Here is an 18014-nt window from a genome sequence, read left to right as displayed (position 1 = left end):
CCCGCCACCAGTTCCGGATGGTCTTCGGATCGCGGCGACGGAGCTGACAGCTACTGGGATTTGCGCCAGCGCAGGGGCGTGGTGCCTGACCAGCGCTGGAAGGCGCGGGTGAAGCTGGCGCCTTCGGTGTAGCCGAGGCGGTCCGCGATGGCCGCGGTCGGCAGGTCGGTGCCGGTGAGGAGTTCGCGGGCCAGGGTGAAGCGCACTTCGTCGAGCAGGGTGCGATAGGAGTGGCCCTCGGCGGTGAGCTGCCTGCGCAGCGTCCGGCCCGAAAGATGCAGGGCGGCGGCGACTTCGGCTTCGCTCATCGGCCCACGCGGTTGGCCGAACAGCAGGTCGCGGACCCGGCCCGCGGTGCCGGTGAGGGCGCGGCGCTGGGCGGCGAGTTCGCGGCACTGCTGGGTGGCCAGTTCGGCGGTGTAGGGATCGGCCTGGGGGAGCGGGTCGTCGACGGTGCTCTTGTCGAAGACGGTCGCATAGTGTGCGCAGTCGTAGTGCGGTGCGAACGAGAGTGCTTCGTCGATGCGGCGCGCGGCTTCGGGGGCGGGTTTGGCGTAGGGGAGCCGGACCGCGCTCAGCCGTCGTGCGGGCCCGGCGATATCGCGGAGCAGCGTCGCGATGACGTTGATATCGCGTTCGGCGACGAATCGGGCTACCGCGGGATCGGTCGCAGGGGGTTCGATCACCAGCGCGATCTCGTCGCTGGTCTCCTCGGCGGTGATGTCGCAGAAGGAGTACGACAGTTCCAGGAAGCGCAGCCCGATGTCGATCGCGTCCCGGATGGATTGGCTGGCGATGAGCGCGTAACCCCACATGCCGTGCACGGTGGCGTGGTAGCGCAGTCCGGCCGCCAAGCCGAGACCCGGGCTGTCGGGCAGGGCGCGCAGCACGTTGGTGATGATCGCGATCTCCTGCGCGCCGGTCACCAAAGCGCCGGGCTTGCGCAGATCCGCGCCCTGGAGGCCGGTGCCCGCCAGGCAGGCCGCCTCGGTCAGGCCGTGCTCGGCGGCCAGCCGCGTGACCAGCAGCGCGCTGGTCGGCGCGCGCATGCCGATCAGCACGTTCGTGCGCCCCTTCGCACCGGCGTCCCCTGCGATTCCCACTGGCCAAAAATATCAAAAAAGCGGCCCTGGCGGATCTAGGAATCCCCAGTTGATCGGCCTTAGCCTTCGGGAGAGCATTTCGTGATCCCGGTCACGTGCACGCACTGACCTTTGCGGGCGAACTGCGCGCAGTCGCCACGGCCAGATACGAGGAGAGTTTTGAGCGAGCAGAACCGCTTCGACTACGTGATCGTCGGGGCCGGCAGCGCGGGCGCGGTGGTCGCGGCGCGACTGTCGGAGAATCCCTCGGTATCGGTGCTGCTGCTGGAGGCGGGCGGCGAGGACGATGCCGACGAGATCCACATCCCGGCCGCGTTCCCGAACCTGTTCAAGACCAAGTGGGACTGGAACTACGAGACCACCGAACAGAAGCACATGGCGGACCGCCGCGCCTTCTGGCCGCGGATGAAGGGCCTCGGCGGGTGTTCGTCGATGAACGCCATGATCTACATCCGCGGCAACCGGGCCGACTACGACAGCTGGCGTGACGATTTCGGCGCTGAAGGCTGGGGTTACGCCGACGTGCTGCCGTATTTCGTTCGCGCCGAGGGCAATACCCGGCTCGGCGATTCGTTCCACGGCAGCAACGGGCCGCAGCACGTGGAGGATCGCCGGTTCACCCATGAGACGACCGACGCCTGGATCGAAGCGGCGGTCGCACACGGCCTGAAGCGCAACGACGATTTCAACGGCGCCGAACAGGAAGGCGCGGGCCGCTACCAGGTCACCTGCAAGGACGGCCGGCGCTGGTCGACCGCCGATGGCTACCTGCGCCCGGCTATGCGGCGGCCCAACCTGACCGTCCGCACGAACGCGTTCGCCACCCGCGTGGTGCTAGAGGGCACCCGGGCCGTGGGCGTCGCCTACCGCCGGCGCGGCGAGGAGCACATCGCCTACGCCGAGAACGAGGTGGTGCTGTCCGGCGGCGCCATCAATTCGCCTCAGCTGCTGCTGCTTTCGGGCATCGGACCGGCAGCGCACCTGCGTGAGCACGGCATCGAGCCGGTCGTCGATCTGCCCGGAGTCGGGGAGAACCTGCACGATCACCCGGTCACACCGTTCCTCTGGTACAGCAAGGACACCACCGACCTCGCCGACTTCTCGAACCCGGCCCGGCTCATGCAGTGGAAACTCGCGGGCCGCGGCCCGCTGTCCTCGAACGTGGGCGAGGGCGGTGCGTTCTTCGCCTCCCGCGACGGGCTGGCCGGTCCGGATATCCAGATCATCACCGCGCCCTCGGGCTTCTACGACAACGGCTTCCAGGAGCCCAAGGCCCAGATGGTCACCGCGGGTGTGACATTGGTGAACGTGGCCAGCCGCGGCCGGCTGCGACTGCGGTCGGCGGACCCGGCGTGGAAGCCGGAGCTGGACCCCGCCTACTTCAGCGACCCGGTCGATCTGGCCGCGTCGGTCGCCGGTGCGCGCCGGTTGCTCGAGATCGTGCGGGAGCAGCCGTTCGCCCGTTTCCTCGCTCGGCCGTTCCTGCCGGATCGGGTCTCGGGGGTCACCGACGACGACCTGGCCGACCACATCCGGGCCTGGACCCAGACGCTGTATCACCCGGTGGGCACCTGTTCGATGGGCGTCGGCGAAACCGCCGTGGTGGATCCGCAATTGCGGGTGCGCGGCATCGAGGGCTTGCGCGTCGCCGATGCCTCGGTGATGCCGATGGTCCCGCGCGGCAATACCAATGCCCCCGCGATCATGGTGGGCGAGAAGGCATCCGATCTGATTCGCGGCGTGCGGGCATGACGCGGACCGACGACATCCAGGAAGTGACCGTGACTGCGACAGCTGTGGCAACCTTCGATTCGCTCGACCCCGCGACCGGCGATGTGGTCGGCACGCATCCGATTCTCGACGCCGGTCAGGTGAACGAAACCGTCGCTCGCGCAAGGGAAGCCGCCCAGTGGTGGGCGGGCCTGAGCTTCGACGAGCGGGCGGAGCGGCTGAAGAAGTGGCGCGGGGTCATCGCCCGCCGGATGGCGCAGCTGGCGGAGTTGTCGCACGCGGAGACCGGCAAGCCCACCGGCGACGCCCAGCTCGAGATCATCATGATGCTCGACCACCTGGCCTGGGCCGCGGGCAACGCGCGAAAGGTCCTGGGCCGCAAGAACATCACCCCCGGAATCATGGCCAAGGATCTCGGCGCCTCGGTGGAGTACCTGCCGTTGGGCGTGATCGGCGTGATCGGGCCGTGGAACTTCCCCGTCTTCACTCCGATGGGATCGATCGCCTACGCGCTGGCCGCCGGCAACGCGGTGGTGTTCAAGCCGAGCGAGTACACCCCGGGCGTCGGCAAGTGGCTGGTGGACGCGTTCGCTCAGGTGGTGCCCGAGCATCCGGTGCTGCAACTGGTGACCGGGCTCGGCGAAACCGGTGCGGCCCTGTGCCGTTCGGGCGTGGACAAGGTCGCGTTCACCGGTTCGACCGAGACCGGCAAGAAGGTGATGCGCACCTGCGCCGACACCCTGACCCCGGTGCTGATCGAGGCGGGCGGCAAGGACGTGCTGCTGGTGGACGCCGACGCCGACCTGGACGCGGCGGCCGAGGCGGCGGTGTGGGGCGGATTGTCCAACGCGGGCCAGGCCTGCATCGGCACCGAGCGGGTCTACGTGCACGAGCGGGTGTACGAGCCGTTCCTCGCCAAGCTCACCGCGCTCACGAAAACCCTGCGGGCGGGCGCTGATCCGGACGCGCAGCTCGGGCCGATGACCATGCCGTCGCAGCCGGGCGTGGTGGCGAGCCACATCCAGGACGCGCTGGACAAGGGCGCGCGCGCCGTGGTCGGCGGCCCCGGCGCGGTGGGCGAGCGACTGGTGCAGCCCACGGTGCTGGTGGACGTGCCGGAGGACTCGCTGGCGATGACCGAGGAGACGTTCGGCCCGACGCTGGCGGTCAACAAGGTGCGCGATATGGACGAGGCGATCGCGCGCGCCAACAACTCCCGCTACGGCCTGGGCTCGGCGGTGTTCTCCAAGCGGCGCGGCGAGGAGCTGGCTCGCCGCATTCGCTCCGGCATGACCGGGGTGAACCTGGTCTACCTGTTCGCCGCGCTGCCGGAACTGCCCTTCGGTGGCGTCGGCGAATCCGGTTTCGGACGCATCCACGGCCCGGACGGGCTCAAGGAATTCACCTACGCGAAATCGGTTGCCCGCCGCCGCCTTCCGGCGCCGATGGCCTTGGCCTCCTTCGCCCGCACCGCGAAGGTCGACAAGCTGCTCGCCACGCTGACCGTGCTCCGGCACGGCTGATTTTATCGATAGTTCTGAGAGGAATTCTTCCGATGTTGAGCACCATGCAGGACGAGCAGCTGTCGCTGGCGACCCTGTTGAACTACGCGTCCACCTTCCAGGGCGACAGCACGGTATCCACCTGGACCGGCGACGGTCTGCGCACCCTGACCTACCGCGAATTAGGCGCGGAGGCAGCGCGTTTGGCGAACGCCCTGCGCGGGCTCGGCATCGGCGTCGGCGACCGGGTCGGCACCTTCATGTGGAACAACAACGAGCACATGGTGGCCTACGTCGCGGTGCCGGCCATGGGTGCGGTGCTGCACGCGCTCAATATCCGGTTCTTCCCGGAGCAGCTGGTCTATGTGGCCAACCACGCCGAGGATCAGGTGGTGATCGTCGACGGTACGTTGCTGCCGCTGTTCGCTCAGTACTTGCCGAACCTGAAGACGGTGCGCCACGTCATCGTCGCCAACGGTGACGCGGCCGCGCTGACCGCGCCGGCGGGCGTGCAGGTGCACTCCTACACCGAACTGCTCGCCGCGCAGCCGGACAGCTTCGACTACCCGATCATCGACGAGCGCTCGGCCGCCGGCATGTGCTACACCTCGGGCACCACCGGCGACCCCAAGGGCGTCGTCTACTCGCATCGCTCCAACTGGCTGCACGCCAGCCAGGTGTGCGCGCCCAACGGCATGGGTTTCTCCGCCGCCGACATGGTGCTCGCCATCGTGCCGCTGTTCCACGCCAACGCGTGGGGCCTGCCGTACGCGGCGCTCATGTCGGGCGCGAACATCCTGATGCCGGACCGGTTCCTCCAGCCGCAACCGCTGCTGGAGATGATGGCCGTCGTCAAGCCGACCTTCGCCGCCGCGGTCCCGACCATCTGGGGCGGCGTGCTGGCGGGGTTGCAGGCCGCGCCGCAGGACATTTCGCACCTGCGTACCTGCCTGGTCGGCGGCTCCGCGCTGCCGCCGGCGATGATGCACGTGTTCGAGGAGAAGTTCGGCGTCAAGCTCCTCCACGCCTGGGGCATGACCGAAACCTCCCCGCTCGGCTCGGTGGCGCACGCGCCGGCCGGCGTCGACGGCGAGGAGCAGTGGGCCTACCGCTACACCCAGGGCCGTTTCCCGGCCGGAGTACGGGCCCGGCTGGTCGACGACGCGGGCAATGTCGTGCCCAACGACGGCAACTCGCTGGGCGAGGTACAGGTGCGCGGCGCCTGGATCACCGGTTCCTACTACTCACCGGACGGCGCGGAGATCGAGCCCGACAAGTTCGACGACGGCTGGCTGCGTACCGGCGACGTCGGCAAGATCAGCCCGAACGGGTTCCTGACCTTGGTCGACCGCTCCAAGGACGTCATCAAGTCCGGCGGCGAATGGATCTCCTCGGTCGATCTGGAGAACGCGATGATCGGTCACCCGGCCGTCGCGGAGGCCGCGGTGATCGGCATTCCGGATCCCAAATGGGCCGAACGGCCGCTGGTGGCAGTCGTTCTCGCCGAGGGGCAGAAGGCCGAACCCGAGGAACTGCGCGAGTTCCTGGCGAACAAGTTCGCGAAATGGCAACTGCCCGAGTACTGGACCTTCGTCACCGAGGTGCCCAAGACCAGCGTCGGCAAGTACGACAAGAAGCGCCTGCGCGCCCAGCACGCCGACGGCGAACTGACCGTCACCGAGCTCGGCTAGACCACGTCCGCGGCGGGCTTGCCGTTGTCGCGCAGCACAATCGGCAGCCCGAGCGCGACCGGAGCGTGCGCCGGAACCACCGGGTTTTCCGGTGCGACCGGCGCCACCGGTCGATAGGGTGCGCCCATGTCGGGCCGCGGATCGGCGCTGCCCTTGTTCGGCCACAACGCCGCGGCGCGTTCGGCCTGCGCGGTGATGGTCAGCGACGGGTTCACTCCGAGATTGGCCGAAATCGCCGAGCCGTCGACGACACTCAACGAGGGATAGCCGTGCACACGGTGATACGGATCGATGACGCCCTGCGCCGGATCATCCGCGATAACACAGCCGCCGATGAAGTGGGCGGTCATTGGGACATTGAACAAATCGGGCCAGGTGCTGCCCGCGGTCGCGCCCATCTTGTCCGCGACCCGGCGCGTGGCTTCGTGGCCGGTGGGGATCCAAGTCGGATTCGGTTGCCCGTAGCCCTGTTTGCTGGTGAAGCGCCGCCCGAACAGGCCGCGGCGGGTGTAGGTGGTGATCGAGTTGTCCAGGCTCTGCATGACCAGCAGGATCAGCGTGCGCTCACTCCACTGCTTGGTGCGCAGCAACCGGACGGTGCGGATCGGATGCGCCAGCGCCATCGGAAAGACGCGGAGCCACTGCGGAATTCGGTGCCCGCCGTCGATCAGGTAGGTCTGCAGCAGGCCCATGGCGTTGGAGCCCTTGCCGTAACGGACCGGTTCGACGTGCGTGTCCGGCGTGGGATGGAACGACGAGGTGATGGCGACGCCCTTGGTGATGTCGAAGGCCGGATCGACCGCGGTGCGGCCCGCGCCGAGGATGGCCTCGGAGTTGGTGCGGGTCAGGACGCCGAGCCGGGGCGAGAGCGCGGGCAGGATGCCCCGGTCGCGCATGTCGAACAGCAGGTGCTGCGTGCCCCAGGTGCCCGCCGCCAGCACCACCTGACGGGCTCGGAACGTGGTGCGCCGCCACCGGATCCGGGCGTCGGTGCGCCGGGTCTCGACGGTCCAGCTGCCATCCGGGCGGGGGTGGATCGCGGTCACCGTGGTCATCGCCCGCACCTGCGCCCCGCCCGCCTGCGCCAGCCCGAGATAGTTCTTCACCAGCGTGTTCTTGGCGCCGTGCCGGCAGCCGGTCATGCACTCGCCGCACTCGATACAGCCGGTGCGGGTCGGGCCGACACCGCCGAAATACGGGTCCGGCACGGTCTTTCCGGGCTCGCCGAAGTACACCCCGACCGGGGTCGGCACGAACGTGTCGCCGACGCCCATGTCCTCGGCGACCGCGGCGATGATCTCGTCGGCGGGGGTCGGATGCGGATTCCGCACGACGCCCAGCATCTTTCGCGCCTGCTCGTAGTACGGGCTGAGCTCGGCGTCCCAGTCGGTGATGCCGGCCCACTGCGGGTCGCCGAAGAACGCCGGACCCGGCTTGTACAGCGTGTTCGCGTAGTTCAGCGAACCGCCGCCGACGCCCGCGCCGGCCAGGATGAAGCAGTCGCGCAGCCGGTGAATACGCTGAATTCCGTAGCAGCCCAGCCGCGGCGCCCACAGGTAACGGCGCAGATCCCAGTTGGTCTTCGCGAAGTCGTCGTCGGCGAAGTGGCGACCGGCCTCGAAAATGCCGACGCGATACCCCTTCTCGGTGAGCCGCAGCGCGGTTACGCTACCTCCGAACCCGGATCCCACCACGATCACATCGAAATCGAACTCCTCGGACATTGCCACCTCCAGACGCTAACAGTGGGCCGGAACTGTTCAGCGGATTTTGCCTCTCCTCACATGCGCGCCGCCAGGCCATTGTGAACTGTCCCGTAGTCCCGGAAATGCGCCCGGTCCGAGGTTTGCTGAGGGTTATCCTGGCAGTCGGGTCCACTGTGGGCGCCGGTCGTCAGAGAAGATGAACGAAGCTTGATTACCGATGTTGTCGAAGTGGTCGCGGAGGTCCCGATCTCCCGGCGTGCGCTCTATGAGTTGTTGGTAGATCCGCAGAACTATCCGCGGATGCTGGTGGGGGTAGGTGCCTGTGAACCGCTGGAGCCGGTAGACGGAAAGCCCTTGGTGCGCTTCCGGATCGGCTCGGTACAGGCCGGAATCCGGACCATCGATGTACGTCCCAGCGTGGTGCGCTGGTACGAGCGCCTGGAATTGCACTGCGCGGCCGAGGGCAGTTTCGCCGCGATCCGCCTGCGCGGTGAGGGTGAGCAGACCCGGGTGATCATCACCTTCTTCGCCGTGGGGCGCGTGCATCCGGCGCTCGGCGAAGTCACGAAAGCGATACTGGCGCAGTGGGTTCAGGGCGGTCTCGCCCGGGCCGTGGACATCGTCCGGGGTAAGCCGACCTCGGTCGTGGTCAACGGCGAGGACACCCCGGTGCGGCGGCGGGCGGGGGTGGCCCGGCAGATGGTGGCCACCGGCGTGCTGACCAGCCGCCCCGATGTGGGCGTCAAACAGATGCGGTGCCTGGTGCGCTGGGGCTTCAACCTCGCGGGCGGTTACGCGGCGGGCGCGGCGCATTCACCCGACCGCCTCGCCGTCATCGATGGGCGGGGCAGCCGGACCTTCGGCGAGATCGACGAGCGGACCACCGCGCTGGCGGCCGCCATGGCCGGGCTCGGGCTGGGCACCGGTGACGCGATCGGCCTGCTGGCCCGCAATCACCGCGGCATGGTCGAAACCATGGTCGCCGCGGGCAAACTCGGCGTCGACGTGGTGCTGATGAACGCGGGGCTGTCCGGGCGCACGCTCGAGGAGATCGTGCAGCGCGACCGGTTGATGGCGCTGTTCGTCGACAGCGAGCTCGAGGAACTCGTCAAATATCTGCGCGTGGAGATTCCCCGGATCAACACCGACGAGGCCGCCCCGGGCGCCGATCGCCGCACCGTGGACGACCTGATCGCCCAGGGGGAGACCAAGTTCCGGATGCCGACGCAGCCGGGCCGGCTGGTCGTGCTGACCTCCGGAACCACCGGCACCCCCAAGGGCGCCCGGCGGCCGCATCCGCGCGGCTTCGCCACCATCGCCGCGCTGCTGTCCCGAATCCCGTTGCGCATGCACGAGACCATGCTGATCCCGGCCCCGCTGTTCCACACCTGGGGCCTGGCCGGACTCCAGATCAGCACGGCGCTGCGGGCGACCACGGTGCTGCCGGAACAGTTCGACGCCGAGGACACCCTGCGGCTGATCGCCGAACATCAGGTCACCAGCCTGCTGGTGGTGCCGACGATGGTCGAACGCATCCTCGATCTCCCGATCGCGGTGCGCGCCCGCTACGACCTGTCCAGCTTGCGCGTGGTGGCGAGTTGCGGTGCGCCGTTGGCGGCCGCGACGGTGCTGCGCTTCTTCGACGGCTTCGGCGACATCCTGTACAACGTGTACGGCTCCACCGAGGTGTCCTGGGCGACCATCGCCACTCCGGAGGATCTGCGCCTGTCGCCGATGACGGCCGGCCGCCCGCCCCTCGGCACGAAAGTGGCGGTGCTGGGCGAGGATCGGCGTCCGGTGCCGAAGGGCGCGGTCGGCCGCATCTTCGTCGGCAACCACATGCTCTTCGACGGCTATGTCAGCGCCGCGCCGCCGGAGGAGGTCGAGGGCCTGCTCGACACCGGCGATGTCGGCTACCTCGACGCCGCCGGCCGGCTCTACATCGCGGGCCGCGACGACGAGATGATCATCTCCGGTGGCGAGAACGTCTTCCCGCGCCCGGTCGAAGAAGCGTTGGCACTGCTGCCACAGGTCAGCGAGGTCGCCGTGGTGGGCGTCCCGGACCGCGACTTCGGGCAGCGCCTCGCTGCCTTCGTGGTCAAACGCGACGGCGTCGGCCTGGACCCGGAGATGGTGCGCAACTACATCCGCAACCGGCTCGGCCGCGTCTCGGTCCCGCGCGACGTGGCATTCCTCAGCCACCTGCCGCGCGGCGAAACCGGCAAGGTGCTCAAGCGGTTCCTGGTGGGATTCGACGGCGCGCACGGCTGAAACCGGTGACGGCGGTGGTGATCCGGCTCAGCGCGTCCGGCCGGAGCTCGTCGCGGCCGACGCTGTGGTCGCCGTAGCTGAACATGCCGTCCTGGACGAGGGCGGGGAGCCGCGGCTCGTCCAATCGCTCGGCCGCGAACGCGTAGAGCTCGGGCAGCCTGGGCAGGATCAGCCCGTAGTCGATGACTCGCGCCGCCCGCCCCTCCTCGGTGAGGATCTGCTCGATCGTCAAGTCGTGCAGGGGATACTGCTCCGGAAAGACGTTCCGCATATCGAGGAACACCCGCACCGCGTGCCCGCGCGGATCGCCGATCCGTCGTCCGAGCGGACCGAGCCGTCCCAGTGCCAGCGCGGGCCGCTCGATGAGCGCCTGCGTGAACAGCACTCGCGACAGCGTCACGTTCATCATGAATCGCTCGGCGGGCAACTCGGATTCGGCTAGCGCGACACTGTCCAGGTAACCGCTGACGACACTCCGATTGTGCGCCCGATACCAGGCTGCGGGTGAGGGATCGGCCAGGAACTCCAGCCACCGCCGAACCCCCGCTGCCTCCGCGTCCACGACTCCGGCATCCCACAACGACCGAGCAACCAGCTTGTCGTGCAACAGCCGGTCATTGATCGCCCGCCACCACCGACTGCCGGATCCCGGATCCAGCACTCCGCGCCCCAGCGTCCATCGCAGAAAGTACAACTCGGCCCGCCGGTAGTCCCGCATACGCGCCGGATAGAACTCCGCCGCCACCGCCAGCCTGCGCTGCGGCTGGTCCTGAACAGTGCTGATCTGCGCGGCCGCCCGCGCAGCGGCATGGTCCGGTTGCATCGCCGCTCACTGTACCGGCGCACCGCCCCTGATCGCGTCTGACAGGATTGGCGGTCGTGGGGTCTACCTGGCAGATCGTCATCACAACCGTCGGCGGGCTACTGACCGCTTTCATCGCCGGGGCTTTCAGCGTCCGGCTCGCTCGTAAGACGCCGTTCGAGGTGCTGCAGTCACTATTGACGATCACCGACGACGGCAACCGTCTGGACGATACCGACCGGGCCACGCTCAAAGTGGCCGCGCAACGCGAGGTGCGGCGGATCGGTCAACTGAACGACGCGCGCCGAGAAGGCTTCTGGGCCTATCAGCGCGAGCGGATCAGGATCGCCCTCCAACTCGATACCCGCCACCGGGAGAAACGATCGTCCCTGACGCTGGTCGGCCTGCTGTTCGTGGTGAGCTGGATCTTCCTCATCTTCCAGTGGTACAACACCACATTCGGCTACTTCGCCGCCAAAGGGCAGATAGGCCAACTGGTTTCGATCGGCCCGGTCTTCGTGGCGATCCTGCTGGCCAGCATCGGGGTGGCGGCATGGTCGGCCGCGCGGCTGGGCCTGGCGGCGACCAGATGGCTGCTTCGCTCCATCCACGTCCTGCCCGTCTACCTGCTGCTGACCGCCCTCGCGATCATGCTGGGCGCGCTGGTCATCTACACCCGCCCGGTGCTGGATCAGCACGCGATACTGGGATTCGCCGTGATTCCGGTGCTCGTCGCGGCGATCATTTTCGCCTGGCTCCGAATCGAACTCCGACTGCTCCGCCGATACCGCGCACACCCGTCCGCGCGCCGGCGACTCCGCGCCCGGCTGGTCCGCCGGCGTACCCCGGCGAGCGCCACCATGGCGGCCTGGACGCTGGCCGCCCTCGTCTTGATCGTCTTCTCCGTCGCGATCTCGATACCCGCGAAGCTGAATTCCCCCACGCCCGCCCCCACCGCGGTCATGCAGTGGGGCGGATACTCCGCAGTGGTGGACGGCGGCTACGCGCAAATCGAACAGGCGGCGGTAGATCCGGCGCACCGCGACCGCGTCCAAGCCCCGGTAACCCTCGTGTACGCGATCTCCTACGAGAAGATCGTCGGCGGGCGAACGATGACCGCGGACGAGGTCGGATTCATGACGACCACCGAGAAAGTCGAGCACACCCACCTCGGCCCGGCTCGCATGCAATCCGCGCGCACATTCGTCGAGCACGACATCAAGGGCTTCATGATCTGCGAGCGCCCGGACTCGTTCGCCCGCTGCTCGGAATGGAAGTGGACCGAGCGTTGATCAGTTGTCCTTCTGGAAAGCCAGGAGCAACTCGGCGGCGACGCTCACCGCGATGGTGGCGGGTTCCTTGCCGGTGATGTCGGGCAGGCCGATCGGGGTCTTGATGCGGTTGATGGTGGCTTCGTCGTGGCCGCCCTCGGTGGCGAGGCGCTGTTTGAAGCGGGTCCATTTGGCGGAGGAGCCGATCAGGCCGATCGAGCCGAGACCCTCGGTGCGCAAAGCGGTGTCGCACAGGGCGGCGTCCTCGGCGTGATCGTGGGTCATGATCAGGACGTGGGTGCCGGGCGGGAGTTCGGCGAGCACCTCTTCCGGGAGCAGCAACGTGCGGTGCACGGTGATCTGGGCTTCCGCGTCGGCGAGCACCGCGAGGCGGTCGTCGGTGAGTTGCTCGGGGCGGGTGTCGATCAGGTGCAGGTCGAGGTTGTGGCGGGACAGGATCCGGGCCAGTTCCAAGCCGACGTGGCCGACGCCGAACAGCGCCACCGCCGGGAACACCGGCAGCGGCTCGAGCAGCACGGTGACCACGCCGCCGCAGCACTGCACGCCGTGCCGGTTGGTGACCTTGTCGTTGAGCGCGAACTCCATCAGTTCCGGCTCCGCGGCGGGGGTGGCGATCATTTCGCGGGCCCGGTCGATCGCGACGGCCTCGATATTGCCGCCGCCGACCGAACCCCACGCTTCGGACTGTCCCACAACGAGTTTCGCTCCGGGCTTGCGCGGTGCGTGGCCGCGCACGGTCGCCACGGTCACCAGCACGCCGGGCTCCCGGCGTGCTCGCAACCGCGCGACCGCGGCGACCCAGCTCATCATGTCAGGCACTGCTCAAAGCGTCGGCCGGGATCTCGGCGTTCTTGCCGTGACCGTTGCCGTTGGCGTGCCCGTTGGTCAGCGCGAGGCTGTGCGCGACCTGGTTGCGCGCCGCCTCGACCGCCCAGTACACCGCTTCCGGCGTGGCGGGCGAGCCCAGATCCACACTGGTTCCGGCGGGACCGAACGCCGCGGCCGCCTGCCGCAGCGCCTCACGCACGGAGAAGGCCAGCATCAGCGGCGGCTCGCCGACCGCCTTGGACCCGTAGACCGCGCCCTCCTCGGTGGCGTCCTCCAGCAGCGTCACATTGAACTCCTCGGGCATTTCCGAGAAGCTCGGCAGCTTGTAGGTGCTCGCGGCCTGGGTGAGGAACCGGCCCCGGTTGGGTCCGTCGCTGGTGTCCCAGCGCAGATCCTCCAGCGTCAGCCAGCCCGCACCCTGCACGAACCCGCCCTCGACCTGACCGATATCGATCAGCGGCGACAGGCTGTCGCCGACGTCGTGCACGATGTCCACGCGCCGGATCCGGTACGCGCCGGTGAAGCCGTCCACCTCGACCTCGGTCGCCGCGGCGCCGTAGGCGAAGTACTTGAACGGCGAACCCCGGAAGATCTTCGCGTCCCAGTGCAGACCCTCGGTCCGGTAGAAACCGGAGGCCGACAGCTGAACTCGCTGCATGTAGGCGGTCCGGACCAGGGTGTCCCAGTCCAGCTCCTTGTCGCTGCCCAGCGCCCGGGCGACACCCTCGACGATGCGGACATCCGAGGCGTTCGTGCCCAGCTGCGACCCGGCGACCTGCAGCAGCCGATCACGCAGCTGCTCGCAGGCGTTCTTGATCGCACCGCCGTTGAGGTCCGCGCCGGCACTGGCCGCGGTGGCGGAAGTGTTGGGCACCTTGTCGGTTCGCGTCGGCGCCAGTCGCACCTTGTGCAGCGGGATGCCCAAAGTGGTTGCGGCGACCTGCATCATCTTGGTGTGCAGGCCCTGGCCCATCTCGGTGCCGCCGTGGTTGATCAGGACCGAACCGTCCTTGTAGATCAGCACCAGCGACCCGCCCTGGTTGAAGGCGGTGAGGTTGAACGAGATACCGAACTTGATGCCCGTGATCGCCAAGGCGCGCTTGGTGTTCGGGTGCGCGGCGTTGAAAGCCGCGATCTCGCGCTGGCGTTCGGTCCAGTCGCCGCTGTTCTGCACCTCGTGCCAGATCTTGCCGATCCGATCGGTCTGGCCGACCGGCTGACCGTACGGCGTGGTCTGACCCGGGCTGTAGAAGTTGCGCTCCCGCAGCTCGGCCGGATCCAGGCCCAGCAGCGGTGCGCACCGGCCGAGGATGTCCTCGATGACCAGCATGCCCTGCGGGCCGCCGAAGCCACGGAACGCGGTGTTGGACACCGTATTCGACTGCGCGATGCGACCGGCGACGTGCGCGTTGGGAATCCAGTAGGTGTTGTCGATGTGGCACAGCGCGCGCGCCAGCACCGGCTCCGAAAGGTCCAGGCTCCAGCCGCCGTCGGCGGTCAGCGTCGCGTCCAGCGCTTGGATGCGGCCCTCGGCGTCGAAGCCGATCTTCCACTCCGCGTGGAAACCGTGCCGCTTGCCGGACATGGTCAGATCCTGAGTCCGGTTGAGCCGCAACCGAACCGGGCGACCGGTCAGCTTGGCGCCGAGCGCCGCGACGGCCGCGAACCCGTGCGGCTGCATTTCCTTGCCGCCGAAGCCGCCGCCCATGCGCAGGCACTGCACGGTCACCTCGTGGCTGTGCAGACCGAGCACGTGCGCGACGATTTCCTGGGTCTCGGACGGATGCTGGGTGCTGGACTGGATGAACATCTGCCCGGACTCGTCGACCAGCGCGAGCGCGCAGTGCGTCTCCAGGTAGAAGTGCTCCTGGCCCTTGAACTCGAACTCGCCGCTGAAGACGTGCGCCGAGTTGGCGAAGCCCTCGGCGACATCGCCGCGGATCATGGTGGGCCGCGCGCCGTGGAAGCTTTCCTGCTCGATCGCTTCCCGCACCGAGACGATGGAGGGCAGCTCGTCGAGGTCCACCTCGACCGCCGCCGCGCCTTCCCGGGCCGCCTCCAAGGTCTCACCCAGCACCCAGGCCACCGCGTGGCCGTGGAACATGACCTCTTCGGGGAACAGCGGCTCGTCGTGCTTCATGCCCGCGTCGTTGACGCCGGGCACGTCGGCGATGGTCAGCACGCGTACCACGCCGGGCACCGCGAGCGCGGCCTCGGTGCGCAGCGCGGTGATCCGGCCGTGCGCCTTCATGACCTGCACCGGGTAGGCGTGCAGCACGTCCTTGGTGCGATAGACCAGGTCGTCGGTGTAGAGCGCGGTACCCGTGACGTGCAGCGACGCGCTCTCGTGCGGCATCGGAACGCCGACTACCGGTCGTTCCGGCCGTTCGGACAGATTGCTCATGACAGCACCGCCTCGGTGGTTTCGGCGAACAACTTCTCGAGACTGCGGCCCAGCATCGCGGACCGGTATGCGGAACTGGCGCGGTGATCGCTCATCGGCGTGCCCTCGGACTCCAGCACCCGGGCAGCGGCCGCGACGACCTCCGCCGACCACGGCTGACCCACCAGGGCGGCCTCGGTGTCGCGAGCGCGGATCGGGGTGGCGGCGACGCCGCCCAGGCCGATGCGGGCCGAGCGGACGATGCCGTCCTCGATGTCGAGCGCGAAAGCGACCGCGACGCTGGAGATGTCGTCGAAGCGGCGCTTGGCGATCTTGTGGAACGCGGTCACCGGCGCCAGCGGCAGCGGGATGCGGACCGAGCGGATCAGTTCGTCCGGGCGGCGCACGCTCTGCCGGTAACCGGTGAAGTAGTCGGCGAGGTCGATCTCGCGCTCACCGTCCGCCGAGGCGAGCACCAGCGACGCACCGAGCGCGAGCAGCGCCGGCGGGCTGTCGCCGATGGGCGAGCCGGTGCCCAGGTTGCCGCCGAAGGTGGCGTTGTTGCGGATCAGCCGGGAAGCGAACTGCGGGAACAACTGCGCGAGCAGCGGCACGCTGCCGTCGAGGCGGCGTTCGATCTCGGTGAGCGGCACCGCGGCGCCGATCTCGAGGTGATCCGGCGCCACGATCAGCTCCCGCAATTCGGGGAGCCGGTCGATGCCGATCACGTAATCGGCGCGGCGGGCACGGATGTTCACCTCGACGCCCCAGTCGGTGGAGCCCGCGACGAGTACCGCGTCCGGGCGCTCACGCAGCAACCGGACCGCTTCGGCCAGGGTTTCCGGGCGGCGGAACGTGCGGTCGTCCTGGGTGTATTCGGTGGCGACCGGCGCGGGCGCGGGCTGCTCCCGGCGCTGGGCCAGCGGGTCTTCGGCGTCGGGCTGACCGAGCGCGTAGGCCGCGTCGCGGATCGGGCGGTAGCCGGTGCAGCGGCACAGGTTTCCGCTCAGCGAGTGCAGATCGAAGCCGTTCGGGCCGTGCTCGTGGTCGTGCGCTTCGGCCTCGGGCTCGGCCACCTGCTTGGACGGGCAGCGTCCGGGACGGTAATACTCCGACGCCATGCTGCACACGAAACCCGGTGTGCAGTAACCACACTGGGAACCACCGCGGACCGCCATCTCCTGCTGCACCGGGTGCAGTTCGGTGGGCGTGCCGTTGGCGTCCATGGTGCCGAGGCCTTCGGCGGTGACGATCTCCTGACCGTCCAGCGCGGCGACCGGAACCAGGCAGGCGTTCACCGCGACCCAGTCGGTGGGCTGCTCGACGCCGGGGCGGGCCACCATGATCGAACAGGCGCCGCATTCGCCCTCGGCGCAGCCTTCCTTGCTTCCGGTGAAGCCACGGTCCCGCAGGAAATCCAAGACCGTGGTGTGGGGAGCCGCCGGAGAAATCGGTTCGGCCTTCCCATTGACCGTGATGCGCGCCGCTACCATGGCACAACCTCATTTCGGTGCGCGGTGGATACGATAATCCTAGTCGCCATTTCAGAGCTTTCTGTTTCGGACGCGCAACCCGAGAATCCGGAGCGCAAATCGGCATGAAGACGTGCCGCGGGGCGGTGACGGAGATCGAAATGCGCCGGCGGCCGCGAACGGGCCCGCCGGACAGCGGGCCGCTCAGCAGCCGTGCGCTACGCGACCCGGGACCCAAACGGTCCGGTGAGCAAGGCGACGCAGGTCAGAGATGGTGGGCATCGGACCGGTCTCCTTTCGGCAGCTCACGAGTCGGTCAGCTCGAAAGTACGGGTGACGTAGGCCATAGGTCAAGCTGACGTGCGCCGTCCCGGAAGGTTTGTAGGAAAGTCCGACGCGGAGATCATCGGTCTCCGAATGGCTCGGTTTTTCATACAAATGGATATGACGGGAATGTTTCTCGAAGGATACGCGGATAGGCTCTTGTCAAAGCCTACGAAAAGGCGGTGTCAGCCTGTAGACGTCTTCATGTCTTCCACCCCTAGCTGACTTCCGGCGCTGGGCTGTGTACTCCTTCACACCAGTTGCAACAAGCAAGGGATGCGGGCGGAAGCGTTGGACGCGACGGCCCCACCGATCCGAATGGAGTGACCGTGACCGCGACGCAAGAAGTGAACATCCAGGAGCTGGAACGCGCCTGGCTGGATGAAGCGATCAAGTTGGCCACCAACAGTGTGGCGAACGGCGGCGGTCCGTTCGGTGCCCTCGTCGCCAAGGGCACGGAGGTGGTCGCGATCGGCCACAACCAGGTCACCTCGACCTTGGATCCGACCGCGCACGGCGAGGTCAGCGCGATGCGCGCCGCCTGCAAGGAGCTGAACACCTTCTCCCTCGAGGGCTGTGTCCTGATCACCTCGTGCGAGCCCTGCCCGATGTGCCTGTCCTCGGCCCTGTGGGCCCGCGTCGACCGCATCGTCTACGCCGCCGACCGGCACGACGCCGCCGTCGCCGGTTTCGACGACCTCAAGTTCTACGACCTGTTCGAGCTCAAGCCCAAGCAGAACTGGCCCACCCGGGTCGAGCAGCTGGACCTGCCCAACCGCAACGCTCCCTTCGACGCCTGGCTCGCCAAGACCGACCGCATCGACTACTGATATCTCCCGCGTCGGGGGGGGGGGGCGGGGGGGGCCCCCCCGCGGGGGTTTTAAGACGGGCCACCCACACCCAAACAGG

At 68.4% G+C, this 18014-nt stretch carries 12 protein-coding genes; 6 read left to right on the top strand and 6 right to left on the bottom strand.

The window, feature by feature from the left end; translation table 11 throughout:
* Positions 1-50: 50 nt before the first annotated feature.
* Positions 51-1103, bottom strand: a complete 1053-nt coding sequence (locus tag AB0M14_RS29225; protein WP_365000350.1) for an AraC family transcriptional regulator — start codon at positions 1101-1103, stop codon at positions 51-53.
* Positions 1104-1262: 159 nt separating this feature from the next.
* Here AB0M14_RS29225 and AB0M14_RS29220 point away from each other — a divergent pair, with 159 nt between their 5' ends.
* Genes AB0M14_RS29220 through AB0M14_RS29210 form a run of 3 tightly spaced genes read left to right on the top strand, consistent with a single transcriptional unit; the run spans position 1263 to position 6027 of the window.
* Positions 1263-2855, top strand: coding sequence for a GMC family oxidoreductase N-terminal domain-containing protein (locus AB0M14_RS29220; protein WP_365000348.1), 1593 nt, complete (start codon positions 1263-1265; stop codon positions 2853-2855).
* Complete coding sequence (locus tag AB0M14_RS29215) at positions 2852-4357, top strand: aldehyde dehydrogenase family protein (protein ID WP_365000346.1); 1506 nt, start codon at positions 2852-2854, stop codon at positions 4355-4357. The genes AB0M14_RS29220 and AB0M14_RS29215 overlap by 4 nt, the downstream gene beginning before the upstream one ends.
* Positions 4358-4389: 32 nt before the next feature.
* On the top strand, positions 4390-6027 hold the full coding sequence (locus tag AB0M14_RS29210; protein ID WP_365000344.1) for a long-chain fatty acid--CoA ligase: 1638 nt from the start codon (positions 4390-4392) through the stop codon (positions 6025-6027).
* On the opposite strand, the gene AB0M14_RS29205 is transcribed toward AB0M14_RS29210, so the two are convergent.
* Positions 6024-7751, bottom strand: coding sequence for a GMC family oxidoreductase (locus AB0M14_RS29205; protein ID WP_365000343.1), 1728 nt, complete (start codon positions 7749-7751; stop codon positions 6024-6026). The genes AB0M14_RS29210 and AB0M14_RS29205 overlap by 4 nt on opposite strands.
* Before the next feature lie 282 nt (positions 7752-8033).
* Between AB0M14_RS29205 and AB0M14_RS29200 the strand changes: the two genes are divergently transcribed.
* Entirely contained in the window at positions 8034-10004 is a 1971-nt protein-coding gene (locus AB0M14_RS29200) for an AMP-binding protein (RefSeq protein ID WP_365000515.1), read from the top strand.
* Here AB0M14_RS29200 and AB0M14_RS29195 read toward each other — a convergent pair.
* Positions 9964-10827, bottom strand: a complete 864-nt coding sequence (locus tag AB0M14_RS29195; protein ID WP_365000341.1) for a hypothetical protein — start codon at positions 10825-10827, stop codon at positions 9964-9966. The two genes, AB0M14_RS29200 and AB0M14_RS29195, sit on opposite strands and share 41 nt — an antisense overlap.
* A 56-nt stretch (positions 10828-10883) precedes the next feature.
* On the opposite strand from AB0M14_RS29195, the gene AB0M14_RS29190 reads away from it, so the two are divergent.
* The gene (locus AB0M14_RS29190) at positions 10884-12098 is read left to right on the top strand and encodes a hypothetical protein (RefSeq protein ID WP_365000340.1); all 1215 of its coding nucleotides are present in this window, start codon (positions 10884-10886) and stop codon (positions 12096-12098) included.
* Here AB0M14_RS29190 and xdhC read toward each other — a convergent pair whose 3' ends face one another.
* Genes xdhC through AB0M14_RS29175 form a run of 3 tightly spaced genes read right to left on the bottom strand, consistent with a single transcriptional unit; the run spans position 12099 to position 16802 of the window.
* Positions 12099-12908, bottom strand: coding sequence for a xanthine dehydrogenase accessory protein XdhC (gene xdhC, locus AB0M14_RS29185; protein WP_365000514.1), 810 nt, complete (start codon positions 12906-12908; stop codon positions 12099-12101). It lies immediately after the preceding gene.
* Position 12909: 1 nt separating this feature from the next.
* A complete protein-coding gene (gene xdhB / locus AB0M14_RS29180; protein WP_365000338.1) occupies positions 12910-15330 on the bottom strand; it encodes a xanthine dehydrogenase molybdopterin binding subunit in 2421 nt (806 codons plus the stop codon).
* Entirely contained in the window at positions 15327-16802 is a 1476-nt protein-coding gene (locus AB0M14_RS29175) for an FAD binding domain-containing protein (RefSeq protein ID WP_365000336.1), read from the bottom strand. Before AB0M14_RS29175 ends, xdhB begins: the two co-directional genes overlap by 4 nt.
* Before the next feature lie 632 nt (positions 16803-17434).
* Here AB0M14_RS29175 and AB0M14_RS29170 point away from each other — a divergent pair.
* Entirely contained in the window at positions 17435-17935 is a 501-nt protein-coding gene (locus AB0M14_RS29170) for a nucleoside deaminase (RefSeq protein WP_365000334.1), read from the top strand.
* Positions 17936-18014: the final 79 nt, after the last annotated feature.

Source organism: Nocardia sp. NPDC051832 (assembly GCF_040681285.1).
Lineage (GTDB): Bacteria > Actinomycetota > Actinomycetes > Mycobacteriales > Mycobacteriaceae > Nocardia.
The sequence above is the reverse complement of the archived record's forward strand: the minus strand, read 5'-3'. Positions and strand labels throughout refer to the sequence as shown.